Below are 21,460 nucleotides of genomic sequence, written 5' to 3'. Positions count from 1 at the left end.
TGGTATGGCTTCCTTGTGGGAATGCGGGAGCCATACTTAAAGATATTAAACTATGGGCTTGTAAAGAGCAGTTTAGATAAAGGTCTTGGTTGTAGGGCACGATGTGAGATGCGGGTGTAGGTGTAGGAGGTATTGTGATAGCGTTCATTAAAAAACACTGGCGTGCCTATCTCATTGGTGCTTTGCTTGCAATCGCGTTAGGAGCAGGTGCTTCTATTATTTTGGGTATTAAAGCATCAACCCCAGAAGATTTGCGTCAGAAGCGTATTGAGGCTGAACGTCGCAATAGTGAAACACAGACCAAGCTTGCACATCATGACGATATTGAAGAAGCTGGTAGCGAGAATAACTCAGAAACGTCTGATGCTGATTTAGGCACCAGCGCAGATAGTACAAACGCTGATACCACAGACACAGAAACTGAATAGCGATAGCGGTATAGCGTATAGGCTGTTGACTAAGCCATTTAGCCTAGAAAAGTGCCGTTTTCCTGCGTAGTAAAGCATGGGCAACGTGGATAAGCTGTATGTACTCACATGTGCTTCCATATGAGTACATACATACCTGTAATCCACTTAAACTAGCTCAGGTGCCACAAAGATTGCCAAAGCCCGGTACTCTCCTCCAATATCAAGTCCGGTGCATGTACAAATTGAAATGACCGTTTGTGCTGTCTTAAGCAAAGAATCTGCTTCTGCCGATACTGCTTGTGCATCGTGCTGTAGCTCTTTGAGCCAAGCAGATAGCATTGCTTGGTCAGTAAGTTCAAAGTTTTGAATAGTCTCATACGTTTCGTGAACACGCATACCTGCAAAGGGTTTGAAGTGTGTAATTCCGCTCGGGGTATCCCAAGTTGCCTCACCAATTGTTTGGAAGACTTCTGGCTCAAAAATATTAGTAAGCGGACCAAATTGCACACTTGGATTAGCTAAAATGCGATGACCAAAAAGCAAGAGGTGACGTTCGTCAGGGTTGGCGCGCATGTCAAGGTAAGGGGTTCCCTCAATCGAATGATTCCTATCAAGGTCATGGTCGAGATAGAAATCGTTGGGAGTGTCGTTGGCGGGATGAACAATGGCTGTTGAGATATTGGTGCCACCAATTTCAAGCCATGCTATCGTTTCTGAATTGCGAGCCAATAACTCATTCCAATTTCTTTGCGACGGATCTTTTGGACGAGATGAATCCTTTATTTTTTGAGGCATGTTTATCTTGGGTGCAGGCACCGGCGCTGGAGTTGAAGAATTAAGCGCTGCAATAATTCCTGCTGCTCCTGCAGCGAGTGTGCCACCAGCTAGTACTATGCCGGTAGCAAGCACCTGCCGACGAGTAGGTGAAAATTTCATAAGCGATGTAAGAAGCGCCTTCGAGGAACATATTTGCTGATTTGCAGACGGTTTCCTCGTTTGTATGGCGTGCTTCGTAGCCTCCCTTGGTGAACTCGAATGTATCTATACCAATATGCGCCCCCTAACACTCCTATAACACTCAAGCCACCGGTCATGATTGCTGGCATAATCGACAGCATGCCTGTTTGTGCTAACGGACGCAGAGTTGATGGTGGTTGTTGTTGCACAGTATCAGCGCTGTGGTGTTCGAGCTTTTCACCGCCACCATTGCGAAAGAGATGCAGGTGCGCATGATTTTCTAGCTGAGAGCCACCATGATAAGCCTGTGTAAGCTCCATCGTTAAGACGGCGGGCGCATGATGAGCTTGGGTATTAGTCGTTAAATCTTGTGCTGCCATATGGTCGTTTATGGCATAAAGATTTGCACGATTCCAAGCATCTATTCGTGAACCACAACCTGCTTCAACTCGTCCATATTCTATGCGAATACCAACAATGACCTCGTTTTTTGCAAGGGGAAGTTCAGCAACTGATAAAACTCTTGATGATGTTGTGGAGACTTTCTGCGCCCACAGCTGCCAACCTTCATAGTTCAATACGCGACCATCTTTGCCTGCTTTGTCGTTTTGCATACCATCAGTAATCCAAGGGTTGGCATGTCCATCGCTCAGTGTTGCATTAGCAGACTCTGATTCGTCGTTGGTGTGCTCACGGTTAGTGCGATACCAAACGTTGCAAAGTCCGTCATAGTCACCGTCTATGACAGGTGTTTTTAACTCAACAAGCTTAGCGAGACCTTCAGAGGCGAGTTCAAGAGCATCTTCAAGTGTACATTCATCAACCCACGTGCTGCTGTTTTGCAAAAAATCAAGGCAGTACTGATAGCGCTTGCCTGCGTAAGAACCATCTGAGTTAATGAGTTCTTGCATCTTATCTACCTTACCGTTAACTGAAATCTCATCATCATATAAAGCGAAGTGCTGGAGCTCTGGTATGGGTTTCACCTCAAATAAAAGCGGTTGAGCTACCTCATGCGATTGAGGTGCTTTTGTTTCAACGAGGGTGTATTTGCCAGGAGCAAGCGCATCAATATGATGAGCATGTAATTCGCTTGTCCAGCGGTCAATACAGGTACCCGCTTCATCAAAAAGCTCTAGTTTTGCATCTTCAATGAGAGTCTCTGTTTGCGCATCACGTTTAGAAAGTTCAACCTTAGTCATGTCATTTGCAACATGAACCTGATGCTGTGCTTCCCCTTCTATATACCCGCGCTCATCGACATGCAGGGTAAGCCGCTCACCTGAGATAAGATACCCCGGTGGAGCCTCAACTTCTTCTAAGTGGTAGGTACCAGGTTTGAGCCGCTCAATACTCGCAATACCATGTTCATCGGTAACCATATGCAAAAGTGAAGCGTTTTGATGCAAAAGCTTTGAAACAAGGGTGATATGTTGTGCGTCACTGGTGGCATACGTGGTAAGAGATGGGAGTATATCGCAGTTTCCGCAGTCGGTTCCATTAATAGACAAGGTATAGCTACCAGGCGTAAGGTCATTTGCATGCCAAAGCATCCGCTCATCATCACAACGTAGAGCATGCGCTTCGGGTTCGATGGTGGTGCATCGTGCTTCAAGCTCCAAAAGACCCTCATGTACTACAACAAGGTATCGCTTGCCTGCTTCAAACTGGAGAGTTTGAAGCTGCTCAAGCTCGATAGTTTGAGCATGGTGGAGTAAAACACCGTGATATGTTCCGGGAGCTATATGGTCTTGATGGGTGAGCAACGAGCCTACATCATAGGCATCAAAAACTTGCAACTGATACCCTTCGGGGAGTTCGAGCTGTATATCAGCCTTTTCAGCATCAAGGTTCTTGCGTAGTTGGACATCCTTGGCACCTTCGTTATTAACGCGAAGCGCTATAGCCCCCAATCCCGCTTGCGGTATTTCTTGAATCTCATCCTCAGCACGCCAGAGTTCAAAATGAGTGTTAGCAAGTGGTGTCGAACTATCTTGAAGTGTTTTTTTGATACGCAACTGATTGGGGCTATTTTTAAGTTCTAGCTCTGTAAGTACAAGCTCGGTTTTATCATTTTGCCAGCTCAGTGTAAAAGGTATTGCTTCATTGGGAGCAACATAGCCTTGAGGCGAGGTATGCTCAATGAGAGTATAGTGTGCTTCACCACTACCAAGCGGCAAGCCTGCAGCTTCTGCAATGCCATGCTCATCACTTGAACACTCAGCTATAAGCTGCTCTTTAGCCGCCTCAAGATGTCCATCAGGTGCCACAATATCTTCTGCTGCATATATAGCAAATTTTGCTCCTGCAAGTGGTGTTTGATTATCAGCAGTCTTTTTATGTATGCGAACCAATCCGGTCGCGCGTTTATTATAAACGCTCACCACGACGGTAGGTTCTTGCTGAGTAGAAGTAGTCACGTCAAATGGGACAAGGTCATGTGTGGTGATATAGGGTGCTTGAGCTGCAATTTCTTCAACAAAATAGTGACCTGGCTTGAGGCATTCAGGAAGCATTACCATCCCTGTGTCATCAGTATAAAACTCTGTGAGGTTTTGTGGCGTTGGATACCAAGTATGTTGCTGAATAGGCTTTTTATCTGTATCAAGAATGCGAAAACCAAAACCTGCAAGTGGAACTGTTACTTGCGACTCGGCATCACGCTTGACAATTTGAATACGCGATTGAACAGTTGTGTTGTTAACAATATAGCGAAGCGTTGCACCTTGTATGAGCTGTTCAGCAGATAGTGCCCAAGCATCTGCTGCTTTATAACCAGCAGGAACTGTTTCTGGGACCTCTCGGATGGTATAGCCATTGCGGTCATAAGGCAGTGCACCACCTGCTGTTTGCGGGCGCTCTCCTGCACCAAACCAAAGTCCAGCACTTGTTGCAAAACCATCAGCTCCCGTGGTGAGCTTTCCAACAACTTTTCCGGTAGTGCCAGAGATAAGCTCAAATGTCACACCAGCCGCAGGATGTGCAAGACCTGACGCAGAATTAGTCTCTGTACCTAAATACTTAGCAAGTTCTATATCAACCGCGATGGGTGTTTCAGGAAAGTCATGCTTGGGTGTAAGAGTGATACTTGGCTTGCCTTTAAGCTCATCTGAGTTGACCGTATAGGTATGAACTGTGTTGTCAGGTGTATACCCAACAGGTGCTGAAATCTCTCGAATTTCTACAGTACCCAGCGGTATGCCTGTGAAAAGACACGAACCGGAACTATCAGTTGTTTGTTGTTGAGACCAACCCGGCTTAGAAAGAGAACGAGCCTCATACATTGCACCTTCAAGGCTGGCTCCTGCCTGAGCGGCACCGTTTGTTGCTGCATCAAATTTGGTGCAGTGAACTTCAAAATATCCAGGAGTTTCAGCCAGCTTGACAGGCTCAGAACCATCACTCACATGAAACGCTACTTCTTGAGCATCTAAGGTGTATCCAAGAGGCGCCTGTGTTTCTCTTGCAATATAGTCTTGATGAGGTGCAAGGTTTAGTGTTGCATGTCCTTGCTCATCAGTTGTAATGCTCCCGACAAGAGTACGGTCGGAGGCGCGAAAAATATCATAGTGAGCATTTGCGAGCGAGTATGAACTGTTTTCGCTGGTAAGTGCAGGTTGTGCGCTGTGTTTTTGAAATTGGATGCTTACCTGCTTCTGAACGGTTACAAGCGCTTGAAACTCATGGGTGCCCGTGCTTCCTGTTGCTGAATTAGTCCACAGCGTTGCACAGCCTTGCTCTGCGCCACCACCACCTGCCTGTGCATATGCTTGTGCCGCTTGATATAACTTCCACGCTGCCTGCTTAATGCCCTCATGTTGTTCAAGCTGCCATCGTTCAAGATACATTTTATTGCCGTGATAGCTGGTTGTATTTCCAGTAAAGGTTAAAACATTAGGTAGCTTGTCTGCTATAGCAAGCCAAACGGCAAGCGCCGTTGCACTTTCAGATTGCGCGGCATCAAGACTTTCTAACGAGCGAACAACCTCTCCGTCATAGCCATGGAATAAGACATAATCAAGCTCAGGAATATTTGGCGAACCATACTGCTCCAAGCGCTGCCCCGTCTCAGGAGCCTTGAGAAATCCTTGTGCACAGTAGGCAATGTGTCCGGTAGTGGGCACATCAACACGAAAGAAATTACGATGTTCATAGCCCGGTGCAGGTTCTGAAGAAGTAACCACAGCGTTGCTTGCTGCGCGTGCAGGTCGTGGAGTCCACAGCAGATAGCTGGCTATAAGCATCAGGCAGCACAGCAGGGCAAGACATCGTAGGTGGCATGCAAATCGATTCATCAAAGCTCCCTTCGGCGCATGGCGTAGGTGGGGGAGCATACGTTGTGATGTCTTCTATAAATCTCGCAAAATCTGCTTCAAATCTATGTTGAAACTCATTCAAAACTCTCGACTATATACTTTCAGGCAGCTCAGTCCATGCGTGATTGAGAGTTAGCAGAGGCTCACATTCATAGCTTGCCTACATCATTTCAACTAAATCATCGTAGTTGCATTAGGGGGTCTTTTGTATACATATCAGAAAGACAAACACATTCGCACACAGCTTGAAATCAAGTTTTGTTTATCTAATTTCTTTCCCAGCCGTTGAAAAGGTTTTGGATTGAGCAGCTTGCCCTCACCTTTCAAACTAAAACAAGTAAGTTGGCGTGGTAGACAGATGAGACAGGTAACGCTTGTGAGTTTTAGTGCGCGCGTGGAAAAAGGGGCTAGCAAGCAGCCTGACTGTTTAACGTACTGTTAGCGCTATGAAAAGTGCTGATAGTTGCGCGCACGCTTTGCCCGACGATACAACCTTATGCAAAACCATGGAGAAAGCAGAATGAAAAAAGGAAGAACCATAAAGGTAACGGGTTTACTGACAGCGCCCTCTGCTCCGAGTCCATATGTTGCTACCAGCTTTTCAATAGAAGGTTGAGGGAGATACATTTGTAAGTCTTTATTTATCGCTGCATCGCTGATGGCATATTCGGTAAGTCGTAATACATGTTCTTTTGTTTCAGCGTTTCGCAGATTACTTTCATAAACACTGAGGGCGCTTCGGAGCTGCCTGAAACTTTCTTCAGATTCAGTGTTTAGCCAACTTTGTTTATGTGGTCCATTTAGGAGCCCATACATATTATTTTGGTAGTTTCTCCAGTTATGGCTCGAGATTGTTTCAAAGTCATAAAGTTCTTTAAGTGTTTTGACGCATCGGTTTTCTTTTAATGCTTCAAAAACTTTCTCAGGGTGATCAAGCGTTGGATACAGAGCAAATTGCCCTTTGGATGTATTAATACACTCTTTAACTGAAAAAGAGCCAATTGACTCAGGCATTCCTTCTATACAACCATCAATCCTATCTTCTACAGGAAGCGTTTCTGCTGAGATAATCTCAAGTGCATGAGCTGGTAGAGGTATCAGTGATGCAAAGGCAAGAGTTGCGAGAATCCAACACGAACCCTTCATCGCTGCGGCTCCCATACATCAGCAATAGGTTTATCGATACCTTGCTTACGCCATGCCTTAAAAAACATAGCAATACATAGCGCAACAATCACAAACTCTATACCACAGACCCACCAAAACGCTGGTTTTGTATAACTGTCGAGTTGGTTTATGGCAAAAGAAATAAATGCACTAAATTCTGCTGGCCTCCAATTAAATATAAGGTCACTGGTATCATAAAAAAACATAGCACCTATCGTAATAAGCTGTATCAAAAGTCTTCGTACCGGGAGTGTTACTTTCCAGGTTACAAATAAGAATGCAGCAGGATAGCCAAGCAAAATAAGGAGCTCTATGCCCGTTGGATATGTGGGTGAGAAGGTGGCACGGTAGTGTATAAAAGCCTCGTTGTAAAACTCAAAAAAACTGCGGATAAAGATAGTTAAAATAAACAGAAGGCTCGCTATGAGGCAAAGTGCTGGAGCGTCCGTATTAATTTGTCTAGCGTCTAACGATTCCATACCATGCTTTTCCATCGTAGGTCTCCCATGTATTGATTTCACTGGATACACTTGCACGATAATCTCTACTATGTTGGGCAACGTAGTAATCTCGATATCCACCTGGCATGATGATTCCATTTCCAGGAACTATCACGTAGCCAACATGTTCCCAAACGCCATCTCTATTCTCATCGAGTCCAATAAAATCACCACTCCGTACTTCAAAAGAGAACTTTGTGTGATTTGTTCCATATGGTTTCCAAACACCGAAATGCTTCATAAATCTATCAGCGAGCGTCCAACTGCGGGAATGTTTATGAATACCTATAAGGGAGACATGCCACCAACCCATCAACAGGTCTTTACCGTTATCGTTTTCATCAGTTTCACCCAGTATTTGTCTTTTTATCAGGTCAATATCTACCCCAGCAAAATGTTGAGGCTCACCTCCGGCTTCAAGTATCTGAGACGCAAAATTTGTGCAATCGCCTCCTCTTCCATTGCCAAAATAGGCGTAGTTTCTGTTGGGTTGTTCTGCATACTTAAAGGCGTATTCATTTGCTTTATCAATGTCAAAGAAACGCGCAGAATAGAATGTGAAATCGCTTAAATTGGATAGTTCATAGGCTGTTTCAAGCTTATTGTATGTCTGTGAGGGTAGGAGGACTTTTAATATTTCCAGAGTGTCTGAGTTCATAAAATGGTCTTCATCTATAGTTGAAGCGAATGAACTAATTTCTTCATTTTGGTTTTCATTATCGAAGATGTAACAAGCAAGGCGAAACTGACGAACGTTTTCATTAGTCTCTTGAAACCAATCTGGTTTTTGAGGGCTATCAAGAAGTTCATAGTATTTTTCAAAATAGCTTTCCCAGTTATGTAAAGAGAGTTCATCAAGCTTATAAATGCCTGCAATTGTCTGAGCAGCTTTATTATCTTGGAGCTCTTTTATAACTTGTTCAGGATGGGTAAATGTCGTACATAAGGGAAGCAATGCTTTCGGTGTGTTTATGCATTTTTTTATTGAATAAGAGCTTATATCTTCAGGTAGCCCTTCTATATAGCCATCAACCCGTTCTTCTGCTGGAAGCGTGTCTGCCGATACAATTTCCAGAGCGTAGCATGGCAGAGGAATTATTAAGGCTAGAGCAATGGCTGATATACAACAACGAATGCACTTCATTTTGCACCCCTTAAAATAACTTGAAACTACTTTACTAAGCTTCTTTAAGCCAATGAGTTTCGGATTATAATTAGACGTCACTTCACGATTTCTACATAAAACTGTAGAATGAAAAATGAAGCATATATCAAGGGTGAAGAACAATAGGCTTGGGGAGGGATATATAGGTGGAAAATAATGTTGTATATTGAACTAACACTATAATTAACCTAGCTATAAAACAGTTCTATATTGCCAAGCAAAAATTCCTCAATGCTACATGCGCCCGATGAGCTACCGCCTACAATAATGCGTTTTGCTTGGGGGTTTTTTTGTAAAAAAGCCGCCATGCCGCTTTGGCTAGACTCTTTACCGCTTTTTACCTCAATCGCCGTAATAGCGCTTCCTTTTTGCAAAACAAAGTCAACCTCGTCATGCGCCTCACGCCACCAGCCAACATCAAAGCCCTCGGCGCTGCTTTGTGCAAGCAAAAAAGCACCAACAGCAGATTCAACAATATGCCCACGCAAATCAGGCTCGCCAAGCAAGCGTTCTCTGCTCTTTTCTGATAGCGCTGTCATCAACGATGTGTCAAAGACCATCAGGCGGGGGCTGCTTCGACGTCGGCCAAGTTCTTGTAACGCATATTTTGGAAGTGCGGCAATCATGCCTGCTTTTTGTAGCAGCTCAAGATAGTGCGCTACCGTTACCGTGTTGCCCGCATCTTGCAACTGTCCAAGCATTTTATTGAAGGAGAGCTCCTGACCAGAATAAGCTGCTGCCAGCCGAAACAACGCGCGCATCAAGGCAGGTTTTCGTATATCCTCCATTGCAAGAACATCCTGAGAAATGCTTGGCTCAATAACCGCATCACGCATATAGGCAGCCCAACGCTGGACATCATGCGAAAAACGAGCGGCACCAGGATAGCCGCCAAAATATAGATAATCGTCAAGCGTATAACCAAACGCCTCACGCGTTTCTTGAAGCGACCAATGCGGCGAACGAATAAGCTCAAACCTTCCCATTAAGGAATCTTCAAGTCCTTTATGCAGCAGCAATGAAGATGACCCACTCAAGAAAACTTTAAGCGGCGCATTGCTTCTGCGGTCGGCATCCCAAAGCGCTTTAATGGTATTTGGCCAGTGAGGAACTTTCTGAATTTCATCAATAACAAGCAGAACAGGTTGTTGTCCGTTGTTGGTCATATTTCGCGCCTGCTGCCATTCAAGCTGCAACCAGTTGGCTGATGGCTCAATAGGGTCATCGGCGCTAACCACGTGATGAATACCATCAAGCTTTGCCAATGCTTGCGACAGCATGGTGCTTTTTCCTGTTTGTCTCGGACCAACTACCACCTGTATAAGAGGATTAGTTGTTTCTTGCATACGTTCAACGAGGGTTGCCACTTGCTTGCGCTCAAACATAGCTCTCCTTGAGATTAGAGTGTATCTACCTGCTATTCTCAGTGTACTGAGTAAATTTACTCAGTACACTGAGAAATTTTACTCAGGAGAGAAAAGACACGAGCCGTGCTTGTTATCTTTAGTATCGAGTGTGGGATAAGGTGGTAAAACCGTTCGCTACAAATAAGCTATACGCCTAGGTTTAGGTCAGGGATGTAGGCATAGCAGTACAATGCGCAACAGTGCAACGCATAGCAGTACGACGTACATCAATAAAAAGTACAGCACCACAAGATGAACCACTCAATACATTACTCAAACATCCGGTGCCCAATTCAAGCGCAAATCATGCAACGCACACCGCCATAATTGGTATGTTGTTCAACAAACCGGTTTCTAAAACCAAAACCAGCTTGAACCGTTTACCGACCAAAGACAACCGTTCACCAAATTCCACACCAGAGACGATTGGTTACAACCAGTTCCCCCTTACATTTAGCTTGTCTTTTTGTCCGTTTTGAGGGGGAACATATGACGCATGGGTCTTTTAAAGCGTTCAGAAATACCATTTCGCGCTCTGCTCATGTTTTTGCAGTGGCGTTGTCTCTAGGTCTTGGACTGTTTGGCACAAACACTGCATTTGCAACCACCGACCACGGTGGCGGTGCAGTAGAGATTGCTGCAACAGAACAAACGGTTACCATTGGCAATGAATATCTCTCGCGTACATACTCAAAAGCAGATGGTAGCTGGAAAACAACCGAGATTGTTAATAAACGCATCAACAAGACCTTGGTGCCGCAGCCCGGTTCTCAAGATTTTGTGCTTGGTTTTGATAAAACGGGGCTAGAAGGTGGCACAGAGCAAAGTAATCCAACACAAAAGATTGATAGAACAGGCTGGCAGGCAAGTTTGACCACAAGCGGTGGCACAGCCTTCCCTGCAGCTGAGGTTGCTAAGCTTTTTGACGATAATCCAGACACACATATCGATGACTGGCAAAAAAATGGTTACCCCATCTCGCTTGTAATTGATATGGGGTCGGTTAAATCAGTTGGTGCTTTCTCCTACCTCAAGCGTCCGGGCTATGACTTTGAACAATATGGAACCAACGGCACTATGGGTGCCTATAAGCTCTATGTAAGTGATGATGGTTCTGCATGGCGTGCTGCGGGGTCAGGTGAGTTTACGCGCGCAGACCATAACCTGCATAAGGTTGGTGACAAATTTAATGTAGGCGATGTAGTGTATGGAAAGTTTGACCAGGTATATCAAACGCGCTACGTCAAAATTGAACAACTTTCAGATGCACTAGGCTCTACACAAGAGTTTACCGGTTCTGAGATTAACCTCTTTGCCGATCAGGGTACACAGGCAATGCCGCCCAATTCACAGATTAAAGCATCAGATTTGCACCTTGAGCGTGTAACTATCGATGAGGATGATAACAGCATTCGTGCTGAGTTTAGACCCATTGAGTTTGCTGGTGTCACCTATACACTGGCCCACGTGACCACCATGGAAGACGGCGCTCATTATATGAACACGCATCTTGAGGTGACAGCAAGCGACCCTTCTGCGCGCGCAATTGACTTTATCGACCTTGACCGGTTTGAGCTCCCCACTGATGCCGAAGGAGTCTGGAGTATCCCTGACCTATCTGAGGTTTCTTCTATGTGGATTGGCAAACATGAGCTTATGCTTGGTCAGCCCATCTATGCAAATGGCATGTTCTTTGGTTCTGAGTTCCCTGCAGCCGATTCAGACATTAAGGGTAATGCCATGCAAATGCGCTATTACTCTGGTAAGACTATTGCAAAAATGGCAGAGGATAAGCAAGACGTAGGTGCAGACGGCAGAACCTTCTATACATGGAAAAACGTTGTCGGTGCTGCGCAAGGCATTGATACTTCAGTCGTGCAAACCGACTTCTTCTCTTATATCAACGATATTGCAACACCGTCTAAGTTCCGCATGCAATACAACTCGTGGTACGACAATATGATGGATATTGACGACGCGAGTGTTGCTCGGTCATTCTTGGGAACAGAAAAAGGTCTTGCAGAAAATGGCGTTAAGCCGCTTGACTCCTATGTTGTTGATGATGGTTGGAATAACTATTACAACGAGCTTAACAATGTGGCCCCGTCTTCTTCTGCAGGCACAACGCACAACAAAACAGGTTTCTGGGAGTTTAATGCTAAATTCCCCAATGAGCTTTATACCTCTACATCACTAGCGCATAAACTGCAGAGCTCCTTTGGTATGTGGGTGGGTCCGCAAGGTGGCTACAACTACTTTAGCGGATTTGCTGATTTTCTTGCCTCAAAGGGCACGGCTCACGTAACTAATGCTCAATGGAAGGCAATTGATACGGGTTCGCGTACCTATATCAAGAATTTTGAAAAGCGTTTTATTGATTATCAAAAGCGTTTTGATATTGACTATTGGAAATGGGACGGCTTTGCACTGCGTCCTAGCACTGAGCCCAATAACAACCACATGGTTGGTGGAGATAACAACATGTACTTCACTTCCGATATGTGGGAGGCGTGGACTGACTTAATGGAAAACTTCCGCTCAGCGCGTGCCGCTGAGGGCAAGGATTTGTGGATTAACGCAACGTGTTACATCAATCCTTCGCCGTGGATGCTTCAGTGGGTAAACAGCATTTGGGTTCAGGATTCTGGCGATACTGGTCAGGCGGCCAACGCTGGAGCAGCGCGTCATCAGCAAAAGATTTATTATCGTGACCATGTGTATTACAACCTCTATAAGCGCAATCAAATTCAGTTCCCTCTGAAGAACATCTACAACCACGACCCAATTTATGGTGTATCCGATAACTCTCAGGCAACAACAGATGTGTTCCGCGAGTTCTTGATGGACAACGCCATGCGTGGTACGGCATTCTGGGAGCTGTATTTCTCGCCATCTATTATGGATGAAGAAAAATTTATGGTTACGGCGGACGTGCTTGCATGGGCTGAGCAAAACTTTGATGTATTGCAACATGCCAAGTTGTTTGCTGCCGATAACGCGTTTGCGGGCAATATCACTGATGCAGTTAATGGTGTATATGGCTTTTCGGCATGGACAGCAAACAAGGGTATTGTCTCGTTTGTAAACCCAACAGCTACTGAGCAGACCTATCAATTTAGCTTAAGCGATGCAATGGGTGTTCCTCGTTCGGTGCGCAATTTGGCCGCCACACAGGTATTCCCCTATACCACAGACGCAGCTGGGCAAGCAGTATCCTATGGCGACACCATCTCGGTAACTCTACCGGCGCATTCAAGCAAGATTTTCCAGTACGGCGAGACAGACACCACAAAGCCTGAGATTCAAAGCGTTAAGCAAGTAAGCGATACTGCCGTGCGGGTTCGTTTTAATACGCGCATGAATGATTCTGTAAGCTTCACTGTTGATGGACAAGCGGTTGCGGCTCGTTTGCTTGCCGATTACCGTACCTTTGAGCTGACGGTTGACGCCAACAAGGTAGGCAAGCAACTGAGTGCAACTCATATTAAGACAGCGTGGGGTGTTGCGGGTGATGATGCAACGCTTGAGGTTGCAACAGCCAAAGATATTTCAACCGTGACATCTGCTGCCGATATACAAGGCACTCCGTTCTCTGAGTTTGCTGTAACAGGAACCGAAGCAAAGATGCTTCGTGCTGAGAAGAAGTCGGTAGCCATTGCTGAGAAGGGTATCGTAGGCACAGGTGATTTCTCGGTGCGTGCCGCAATTGCCACAAGCTCTAAGAGCGCCACAATTCTTGAACAGGGCGATGACTGGTCGCTTGCTATTGACGAGAACGGCTATATTGTCTTTACCGTTAAGGGCGAGTCGGTTAGCTCAAAGCATGACGAGACGCGCGTAACTGCATTAGCTACGGGCACTTTTGGTACCGATGAACATGTACCAACCCAGACAGAAACTACAACCCTCGGTGTAGTTGCAGATAACAAGCTTCATACCGTGCAAGCTGTTCGGGAGATGAACGGCATGCTCAAGCTCTACGTTGATGGCGAGCTGGTTAACTCGGCGTATCGCGATGGTACGCGAGCCAATTTGGCGGGTAAGCCTGTAACACTGGGTAGCGAAGGCCTTGCTGGCTATGTTGGCGGCGTTCATGTTTCTAACAGCGCGCGGTACTATGATGATGCAGCTAATCAGGCACATGAGCTGAATATTGGCGTAGCTGAGCGTGCGCTTCCTACAGATGGTTGGACTGCTACTGCAAGTAGCGAGCAAACCTCAACAGCGGGAACCGGTGGTGACGGTGCAGCTGCCGACACCGTTGATGGCAACGATGCTACCTATTGGCATTCGGCATATTCTGGCCCACACGCCCAAACCAGCGGAGTTCATTGGCTCAAGCTAGACTTTGGCAAAGAAACAAGCTTTGATAATCTGGTCTATACCGCTCGTTCCGGCTTAGGAAACGGAACGTGGCAAACGGTTAAGATTGTTGGCATTGCTGCAGACGGCTCCGAGACCGTGATTAAGGACACGGCAGATGTGACATTAGAAGGACGAGAGGCACGCTTTGCATTTGACAGCACGCAAAACTTCCGCGCGGTTCGGTTTGAGGTAACCGGTAAGGGCGGACACGCATCAGGTGCTGAGATTGCTGCAACACGAAACGTTGCTCCCACTCATCCTTTGGAGTCGGTAGCTGAGCTTATGACTTCTACTCGCGAGCTTGCCGTTGGTGTTGAAGCGTCAGCGTACACTTCTGATTCGTATGAAACATTTGCCAATGTGGTGCATGCAATTGAAGCGCTCAATCCCTTTAATCCTGCTCATGAGGCAGAAGTAGCTGGTTTAAGGGCGCAGCTAACGCGTGCACACGCCTCACTTGTTGCCGCGCCAAAGCCTGTTGTTAAGCACACGGTTTCGTTTATTGCAGATAACGTAGTTGTTGTAACGCAAGAAATTGCTGATGGTGAGCAGGCAACTCCGGTGGATGCTCCAGCTAAAGACGGATGGACCTTCCAGTATTGGGGACGTGCGGTAGAGAGCACGCCTGCGTTGCGGAGCATGCGCAGAGCTGACACCACAACCCCCGTTGCTGATGCGTTTGTTCGCTATGACTTTGCAACACCAGTACATGGCAATCTCAGACTGACGGCTGTTTATACTGAGAATGAGCAGCCCCAGCCGCTGCAGCCTGGTGAGGCTGGCAATACCGGCACCGGTGAGAGTGCGGGCGAGAATGAGACTCCGCCAACGACCGGCGGCAGCACTGGAGCCGGCGAAGGCACGAACGAGAACGAGAATAATCCTACAGCGCCTGGCGGCAACACTGGTACCGGCGAGGGTGCGGGTGCTCAGCCTGACCCCCATACAGGTAACGCAGATAATGGCTCAGGTAGCACCGATGCGCCGAGCGCTGGTGATAACACAGGCACGGGTTCTAGCGCTGGCACCGAGAATAATTCTGGTGGTGTGGCTGATGCTGGTAACACCGGCAATACCGGCAACACAGGTGATACTGGAAATTCCAGCAACGCTGGTAACACTGGCAACATCGGAAACGCTGGTAATGCTGGTACCGCTGGTAATACTGGAAACATAGGCTCTACCGGTAACACCGAACATATCAGCTCTAACCCAGGAACCGAGAACGGTTCTGGTGGCGCAGCTCATACAGAAAACGCCGGCGGCGTTACTACAACCAAGCCAGCGGAGAGCAAACCTGGTGCCGAGCATACTAACCCGAGTAAATCTCAGGATGAGCAGCCTTCTAAGAAGCAAAATCAGAAGGATAACAACAATAAGCAGCATAAAGATGACAAGAAGGGCAGCAAGAAGCAGCTTCCGGGCACGGGTGATGCTACGCTCGCGCTGATTGGTGCAAGCCTTGCTGGTGCTATTGCAATTCTTTCGGTTGCTGTGGCACTGAGACGAGGAGTAGCTCGCCACTAATATGTACATGAAGCAGGTGGTTTGATGAACAGGGTGTAGTTGTGAGACTGCACCCTGTTTTGTTAGATGTGCACTAAGGGCTGTATTGCCGCGAGTACACGCCTAGATGTTGGAAATGACACAACTAAGACTTAGGTGACGAACTAATACTCTCAAGCGACTAAGATTGGTTGTTTATATTACATACCAGATAATTTGAATACCTAGAAAAATGACCATACACGGCACCGTACATACCGTTTACCGAATCAAGATATTTTTGGATACCATCTTTCTGTAGAGTTTGATAATTGAATATCTAGCTATCGGAGCGATGGAACGATTAAAGGGGTGTCGTATGCATACAACACGAAACGCACGAATGCGCCAAGCAGCTACAAAAATGCTGCTTTGTGTCATGTTTTGTGTAGCAAGTCTTTGCGTAAGTGCGCAGCTTGTTCATGCAGAAGAGGTCAATCTGGCATTTAACAAACATGCCGAAGCAAGCAGTCGGGAGGCTGCAAATTTGGGACCTGCTAATGCGTTTGACGGCAATAAGACTGCAAAAAGCTCTCGCTGGGCAAGTGTTGCCGATGCAACCAGCAGCCAAGATGGCGGCCCTCACTGGCTCTATGTTGACCTGGGTCGCGAGGAAACTGTCACAAAAGTGCGTCTTACGTGGGAGATGCGCAAGGCAAAGGGCTACAAGATTCAGGTTGCCACCGGTGATGCAGCGCCCGCAGCAGATAGCAACAATTGGACAACGGTCTACGAGACAAACGACCATCCCGCTAACAAAAATGATGAGATTGCATTAACAACGCCAAGCCGGGCGCGTTTTGTTCGCCTGTATATTGAGCATAATACTCGTGCCGACCCTGACGGCGGTGTTGCTTGGGGTAATGTTTCGCTTTATGAGATGGAAGTTTTGGGCGAGGTAACCGAAGCCCAAGACCCCACTCAGAATATTGCGCGCGGCGCCATTGCCGCTGCCGATAGTAGTGAGGCTAGTTCATTACCTGCCAGCAACGCTATTGACGGTAGTGATACCACGCGTTGGGCTAGTAGAGTGGACGCAACTTCAAGCCGAGATGGTGGCCCACACTACCTCTATGTTGATTTTGGTTCAACCAAGCAGGTAAAGTCACTTCGTGTGTTGTGGGAAATGCGCAAGGCAAAGGGCTACAAGATTCAGGTTGCCACAGGAGAAACAGCACCTGGCCCTACTAGTGACGCATGGCAGACGGTTTATAGCAACGCGGACCGTCCGGCAAGCATAAACGACACCATTGAGCTTTCTGAAGTTCATCGCGCACGTTTTGTACGTGTTTTGATTGAGCATAATACCTATGCAGACCCCGATGGCGGTACAGCCTGGGGCAACATCTCTTTGCGTGAGCTTGAAATTTATGGTGGCAAGCCCCCTCAATCGGTTCAAAGCTTAGCCGATGAGATTTCGGTTACTCAGCCAGCAAAAGGCGATACGCAACTTACGGCTCATATGCCGCAATCAGAAGCTTTTGATGTTCGGTATAACGGTACAGACTATGAGCAGGTTATTGGTGCAGACCTGAGTATCTATCAGCCGCTTGTTGATACTACGGTTAAGGTTTCGTTTAAGGTAACTGAAAAGGCAAATCCGTCCAACTATGCTTTCCGTGAGTTTACGGTTACGGTGCCTGGCAAATATACGACAGCTCCCGAAGACAATGCCGCTCCAACCATTGTGCCTGAGTTGCGCGAGTGGAAGGGTGGCAGCGGAAGCTTTACGCCTACAGCTTCTACACGCGTTTTGTATGCTGACGCGGCATTTAAGATGGCTGCTGAGGAGTTTGCGGCAGACTATGCCGAGATGTTTGGCTCAAAGCTAGTAGTAGCTGAGGGCGATACCCCGCAGGCCGGTGATATTGTGTTCGTACGCGCTGGTGCTGACATGCCTGGTCTTGGAAATGAGGGTTACTACCTTGCTATCGGGGAGAGCGTTACGGTAAAGGCTGCTGAGCCAACCGGTGCATATTGGTCAACTCGTACACTTTTGCAGGCGCTTAAAACCTCTGATAACCAGAGCATTCCTCAGGGATTTGCTCGCGATTACCCGTTGTATAAAGTTCGTGGCTTTATGCTGGATGTGGGTCGTAAATCCTTCTCGCTCGATTTCTTAAAGCAAATGGTTAAAGAGCTTGCTTGGTATAAGCTCAATGACTTCCATATTCACCTCAACGACAACTATATTCAGGTTGAGGAATACACTAATGACACCGTTGATGAGGCTTATTCGGGCTTCCGCATGGAGTCTGATATAAAGGCGGGCGGTAACGGCGGTCTTAATAAGGCAGACCTTACCAGCAAAGATATGTGGTATAGCAAGGAAGACTTCCGGAATTTCATTAAGGAATCACGCGCGTTTGGCGTAAACATTATTCCTGAGTTTGACATGCCGGCGCACTCGCTTGCTTTTACCAAGGTTCGTCCTGATTTGCGCACCCCTACCAATCTCACACGCCGTGGTAACGACCACCTTAACCTAGCAACAAAATATAACGAGTCGCTTGCCTTTGCGCTCTCAGTGTGGAATGAATACATGACCGGCGATAATCCGGTGTTTGATACGGATACCACGCTGCATATTGGCGCTGACGAGTTTGAAGCCGATGGTGATGCATATCGTCGCTTTGTAAACGACCTCTTTACCAGAATTGAGGCAACTGGTCATACTGCGCGTGTCTGGGGTTCATTATCTCATATTCGCGGTAGGCAAAATGTTCAGGTAAGCGGCTTTGATGCACGGGGCAAGCGCCGCGAGATGAATCTCTGGAATAATGGCTGGGCCAACATGAAAGAGATGTATAACCTTGGCTTTGGCTTAATCAACACTAACGACGGCCGTTATTATGTGGTGCCTAACGCTGGTTATTACTATGACTACCTCAACAACAATACGGTATACAACGAGGCTATTAACTCTCTTGGCGGTGTCACCATTCCTGCGGGCGACGAGCAGATGCTTGGCGGAACCTTTGCAGTGTGGAATGACATGACCGGCAAGAAAGAAAACGGCATGTCAGAATACGATATTTGGGACCGTATCCATCGCTCAGCTGGTCATTTTGGAGCAGCTGTATGGGGTAAGGGTGCAAAGTCTGTAAATAACATTACAACCGCTGTTGCAGCACTTGGCGAGGCTCCCGGAACCAATTTTGGTTATCGCACTCCTGCTAATGAAGCTGGCATGATTGCGCAATTTAACATGGATAGCCTTAATGACGCTACAGGTAAGACAAGTGCGCTGGAGCCATCAGGCGACGCTGCCATCAAAGAGGTTGACGGCAAGCAGGCGCTTGACCTTACTCAGGCGGGTAGCTCGGTTAATACCGGCCTGACCACCGTTGGTCTGGGTAATAGTCTGCGCGTTAAAGTGAAGCGCATGAGCGATTCAACCGTTGAGCAGGTTTTGTTTGAGAGTCCCTACGGTGCCATTATGGCAGTGCAAAAAGAGACTGGTTGCGTTGGCATATCGCGCGAGGGACGCGATTACTCCTTCAATTACACGCTGCCGGTAGGCGAATGGGTTGAACTTGAATTTAAGAACCAAAAGGAAACCACGACCCTTTATGTAAATGGTCAAGAAGTTAGTACCATTGGTAAGGCTGGACGCGGTCAGCTGAAAGCTACCAATATGTTCCCACTGGCACGCATTGGTTCTGCTGAGCATGGTTTTGTTGGCTATGTTGATGATGTTCGTGTAGCCACCAATGCCGACTATGCCACAACCACACCACTTGATAAAACTATTGTTAAGGCTGCATCTATTGCCAAGCTAACCAAAGACGCTGAATTGAAAACAGTGCTTGATGATGCACGTGCACTTATGCACACAACCAACCCAAGCGCTGAAGATATGAACGCTATGGTTGAGCGCTTAAATGAACGAGTTGCAAAGCTGAGCTTTAAGAAGGCAGACTACAGCGAAGTCGATGCACTGCTTGCAGCAATCCCAGCTGATTTGTCGGTATTTTCAGAGGAGTCGGTGGCAGCTTTAACAGCAGCTCGTGCAGGCGTTTCTCGTGATTTGCCGCAAAATATGCAGGACTTTGTAAACCAGTATGCAACCAATGTTAAAGATGCGATGAGAGAGCTAAAGAAGCGTTCTGTAATGGGTCCTGAGGTTCAAGGCATGACCGTTACTGCTTCGAGTGAAGAAACATCGTCAGAGACGGCTCCCGCGCGTTATGCAGTTGACGGAAATGAGTCTACATTCTGGCATTCAAAGTACAGTGCACCAGCTGACCATGCCCCCTTCTGGCTTACTTTGGCATTGCCATCGGCTCAGCCGGTACATGGCTTTACCTATGTGCCTCGTCAGGGCAGCTCTAATGGACGTATGCAGCAATACACGCTTGAGGTAAGTACTGATGGAGGGTCGAGCTTTAAGAAGGTTGCCGAGGGAACCGTTGCCGATCCAAGCCAGACTACCACGATGACCTTTGAGAAGGTTCCGGGTGTTACGCACGTCAGGCTCAATATCTTGAAGGCTCAGCCAAGCAGTAGCTTTGCCACCGCTGCAGAGCTTAAGGTTCATGCGGTAGATGAGAGTATCAATAAAACCGAGCTGAACGCCTTGATTACACAAGTAGGCACTCTCTCTGCTGATAACTATAAGGATGCGAGCTGGGAGAAGCTGCAAACTGCTTTAACCGCTGCAAGGGAAGCAAGTGCAAATGATGCAATTACTTTTGAGGCTTTAACTGGTGCCACCGATGCTCTGAGAGAGTCTTTGCTTTACTTGGTGGCTGAGAGGCCAGAGATACCTCAACCTGTTATGCATCGCGTAGTCTTTAAGGTTGATGGCGTAGCATATGGTGACCCCGTTGAGGTTGAAGATGGTGGTACGGTTTCGGCACCTGCTACTAACCCAACAAAAGAAAATCATGTGTTTAAGTACTGGGCTGTTGAGCAAGCACCTGAAGCGAACGCAGTTCGCGCGGTCCTGGCGTTCTTTAGAAGCGCTGCAGCTGACCCTGAGCCATACGACTTTAACACCCCGGTAACCGGACCATTAACGCTTTTTGCGGTGTTTAAGCCAGTGGAAAATACCAACTCCGGCAGTGGTTCGGGAGACAACAATAATACCGGCAGTAATCCGGGTGACAACAATAACACCGGCTCAGAGAACAACTCCAATACTGGTGAGAATGCTTCGGGCAACACTTCTAATCCCGGCGCCAACACAGATAACGGCTCTCATCAGGGAGGAGAACCAAACACTGATAACCCTGCTATTGGAACCAATCCAGCAGGTCACGAGCCTCAGCCAAACCCACAGGGTAATAAACCAGAGGCAAACGGCGGTGCGGATAAAACCCCTGAGAAGCCAAACAAGAAAAAGCATAAGAGCCATAAGAAGGGGCTTCCAACCACAGGTGATGTTGTTGGACTGGCAACACTTATTGGTGCAGTAGGAACAGGTGCGGTGCTTATTGGTGGCGGTGCAAAACGTAGGTGGCACTAGGTTTTTGATGCGCTAATCGCGTGATGTATTAACTGCAACAGTAAAAGGGCTGTGACCTGTGTCGCAGCCCTTTTTGTTGGCTTTGATTGCGATGTGAGCGCGTCAAACAGTTAGCTTTGCCTACAAAAATCAATGGATAACTGGTATGAACAAGCAGAG

9 protein-coding genes are annotated in these 21,460 nt (G+C 47.1%); 3 read left to right on the top strand and 6 right to left on the bottom strand.

The window, feature by feature from the left end; translation table 11 throughout:
• The first annotated feature begins 134 nt into the window (after positions 1 to 134).
• Positions 135 to 428 carry a hypothetical protein gene (locus KPC83_RS07090; protein ID WP_216278552.1) on the top strand — a complete coding sequence of 98 codons (294 nt, stop codon included), beginning with the start codon at positions 135 to 137 and terminating at the stop codon, positions 426 to 428.
• Between the two features lie 147 nt (positions 429 to 575).
• Here KPC83_RS07090 and KPC83_RS07085 read toward each other — a convergent pair whose 3' ends face one another.
• The 6 genes from KPC83_RS07085 to KPC83_RS07060 form a co-directional block, all read right to left on the bottom strand.
• Entirely contained in the window at positions 576 to 1,346 is a 771-nt protein-coding gene (locus tag KPC83_RS07085) for a class B sortase (protein WP_216278551.1), read from the bottom strand.
• Positions 1,343 to 5,662, bottom strand: coding sequence for a SpaA isopeptide-forming pilin-related protein (locus tag KPC83_RS07080; RefSeq protein WP_216278550.1), 4,320 nt, complete (start codon positions 5,660 to 5,662; stop codon positions 1,343 to 1,345). The genes KPC83_RS07085 and KPC83_RS07080 overlap by 4 nt, the downstream gene beginning before the upstream one ends.
• A gap of 465 nt (positions 5,663 to 6,127) precedes the next feature.
• A complete protein-coding gene (locus tag KPC83_RS07075) occupies positions 6,128 to 6,844 on the bottom strand; it encodes a hypothetical protein (RefSeq protein ID WP_216278549.1) in 717 nt (238 codons plus the stop codon).
• Complete coding sequence (locus tag KPC83_RS07070) at positions 6,826 to 7,329, bottom strand: hypothetical protein (protein ID WP_216278548.1); 504 nt, start codon at positions 7,327 to 7,329, stop codon at positions 6,826 to 6,828. Before KPC83_RS07070 ends, KPC83_RS07075 begins: the two co-directional genes overlap by 19 nt.
• Positions 7,310 to 8,494 (bottom strand): amidase domain-containing protein, encoded by a 1,185-nt coding sequence (locus KPC83_RS07065; RefSeq protein WP_216278547.1) that lies wholly within the window; start codon positions 8,492 to 8,494, stop codon positions 7,310 to 7,312. The genes KPC83_RS07070 and KPC83_RS07065 overlap by 20 nt, the downstream gene beginning before the upstream one ends.
• A gap of 209 nt (positions 8,495 to 8,703) precedes the next feature.
• Entirely contained in the window at positions 8,704 to 9,900 is a 1,197-nt protein-coding gene (locus KPC83_RS07060) for an ATP-binding protein (RefSeq protein ID WP_216278546.1), read from the bottom strand.
• A gap of 510 nt (positions 9,901 to 10,410) precedes the next feature.
• Between KPC83_RS07060 and KPC83_RS07055 the strand changes: the two genes are divergently transcribed.
• The gene (locus KPC83_RS07055) at positions 10,411 to 15,813 is read left to right on the top strand and encodes a discoidin domain-containing protein (protein WP_216278545.1); all 5,403 of its coding nucleotides are present in this window, start codon (positions 10,411 to 10,413) and stop codon (positions 15,811 to 15,813) included.
• Between the two features lie 337 nt (positions 15,814 to 16,150).
• The gene (locus KPC83_RS07050; protein WP_216278544.1) at positions 16,151 to 21,301 is read left to right on the top strand and encodes a discoidin domain-containing protein; all 5,151 of its coding nucleotides are present in this window, start codon (positions 16,151 to 16,153) and stop codon (positions 21,299 to 21,301) included.
• The last annotated feature ends 159 nt before the right edge of the window (positions 21,302 to 21,460 follow it).

Source organism: Collinsella sp. zg1085 (assembly GCF_018889955.1).
In the GTDB taxonomy this organism is placed as follows: Bacteria; Actinomycetota; Coriobacteriia; order Coriobacteriales; family Coriobacteriaceae; genus Collinsella.
This window is presented reverse-complemented; position numbering and strand designations above follow the sequence as displayed.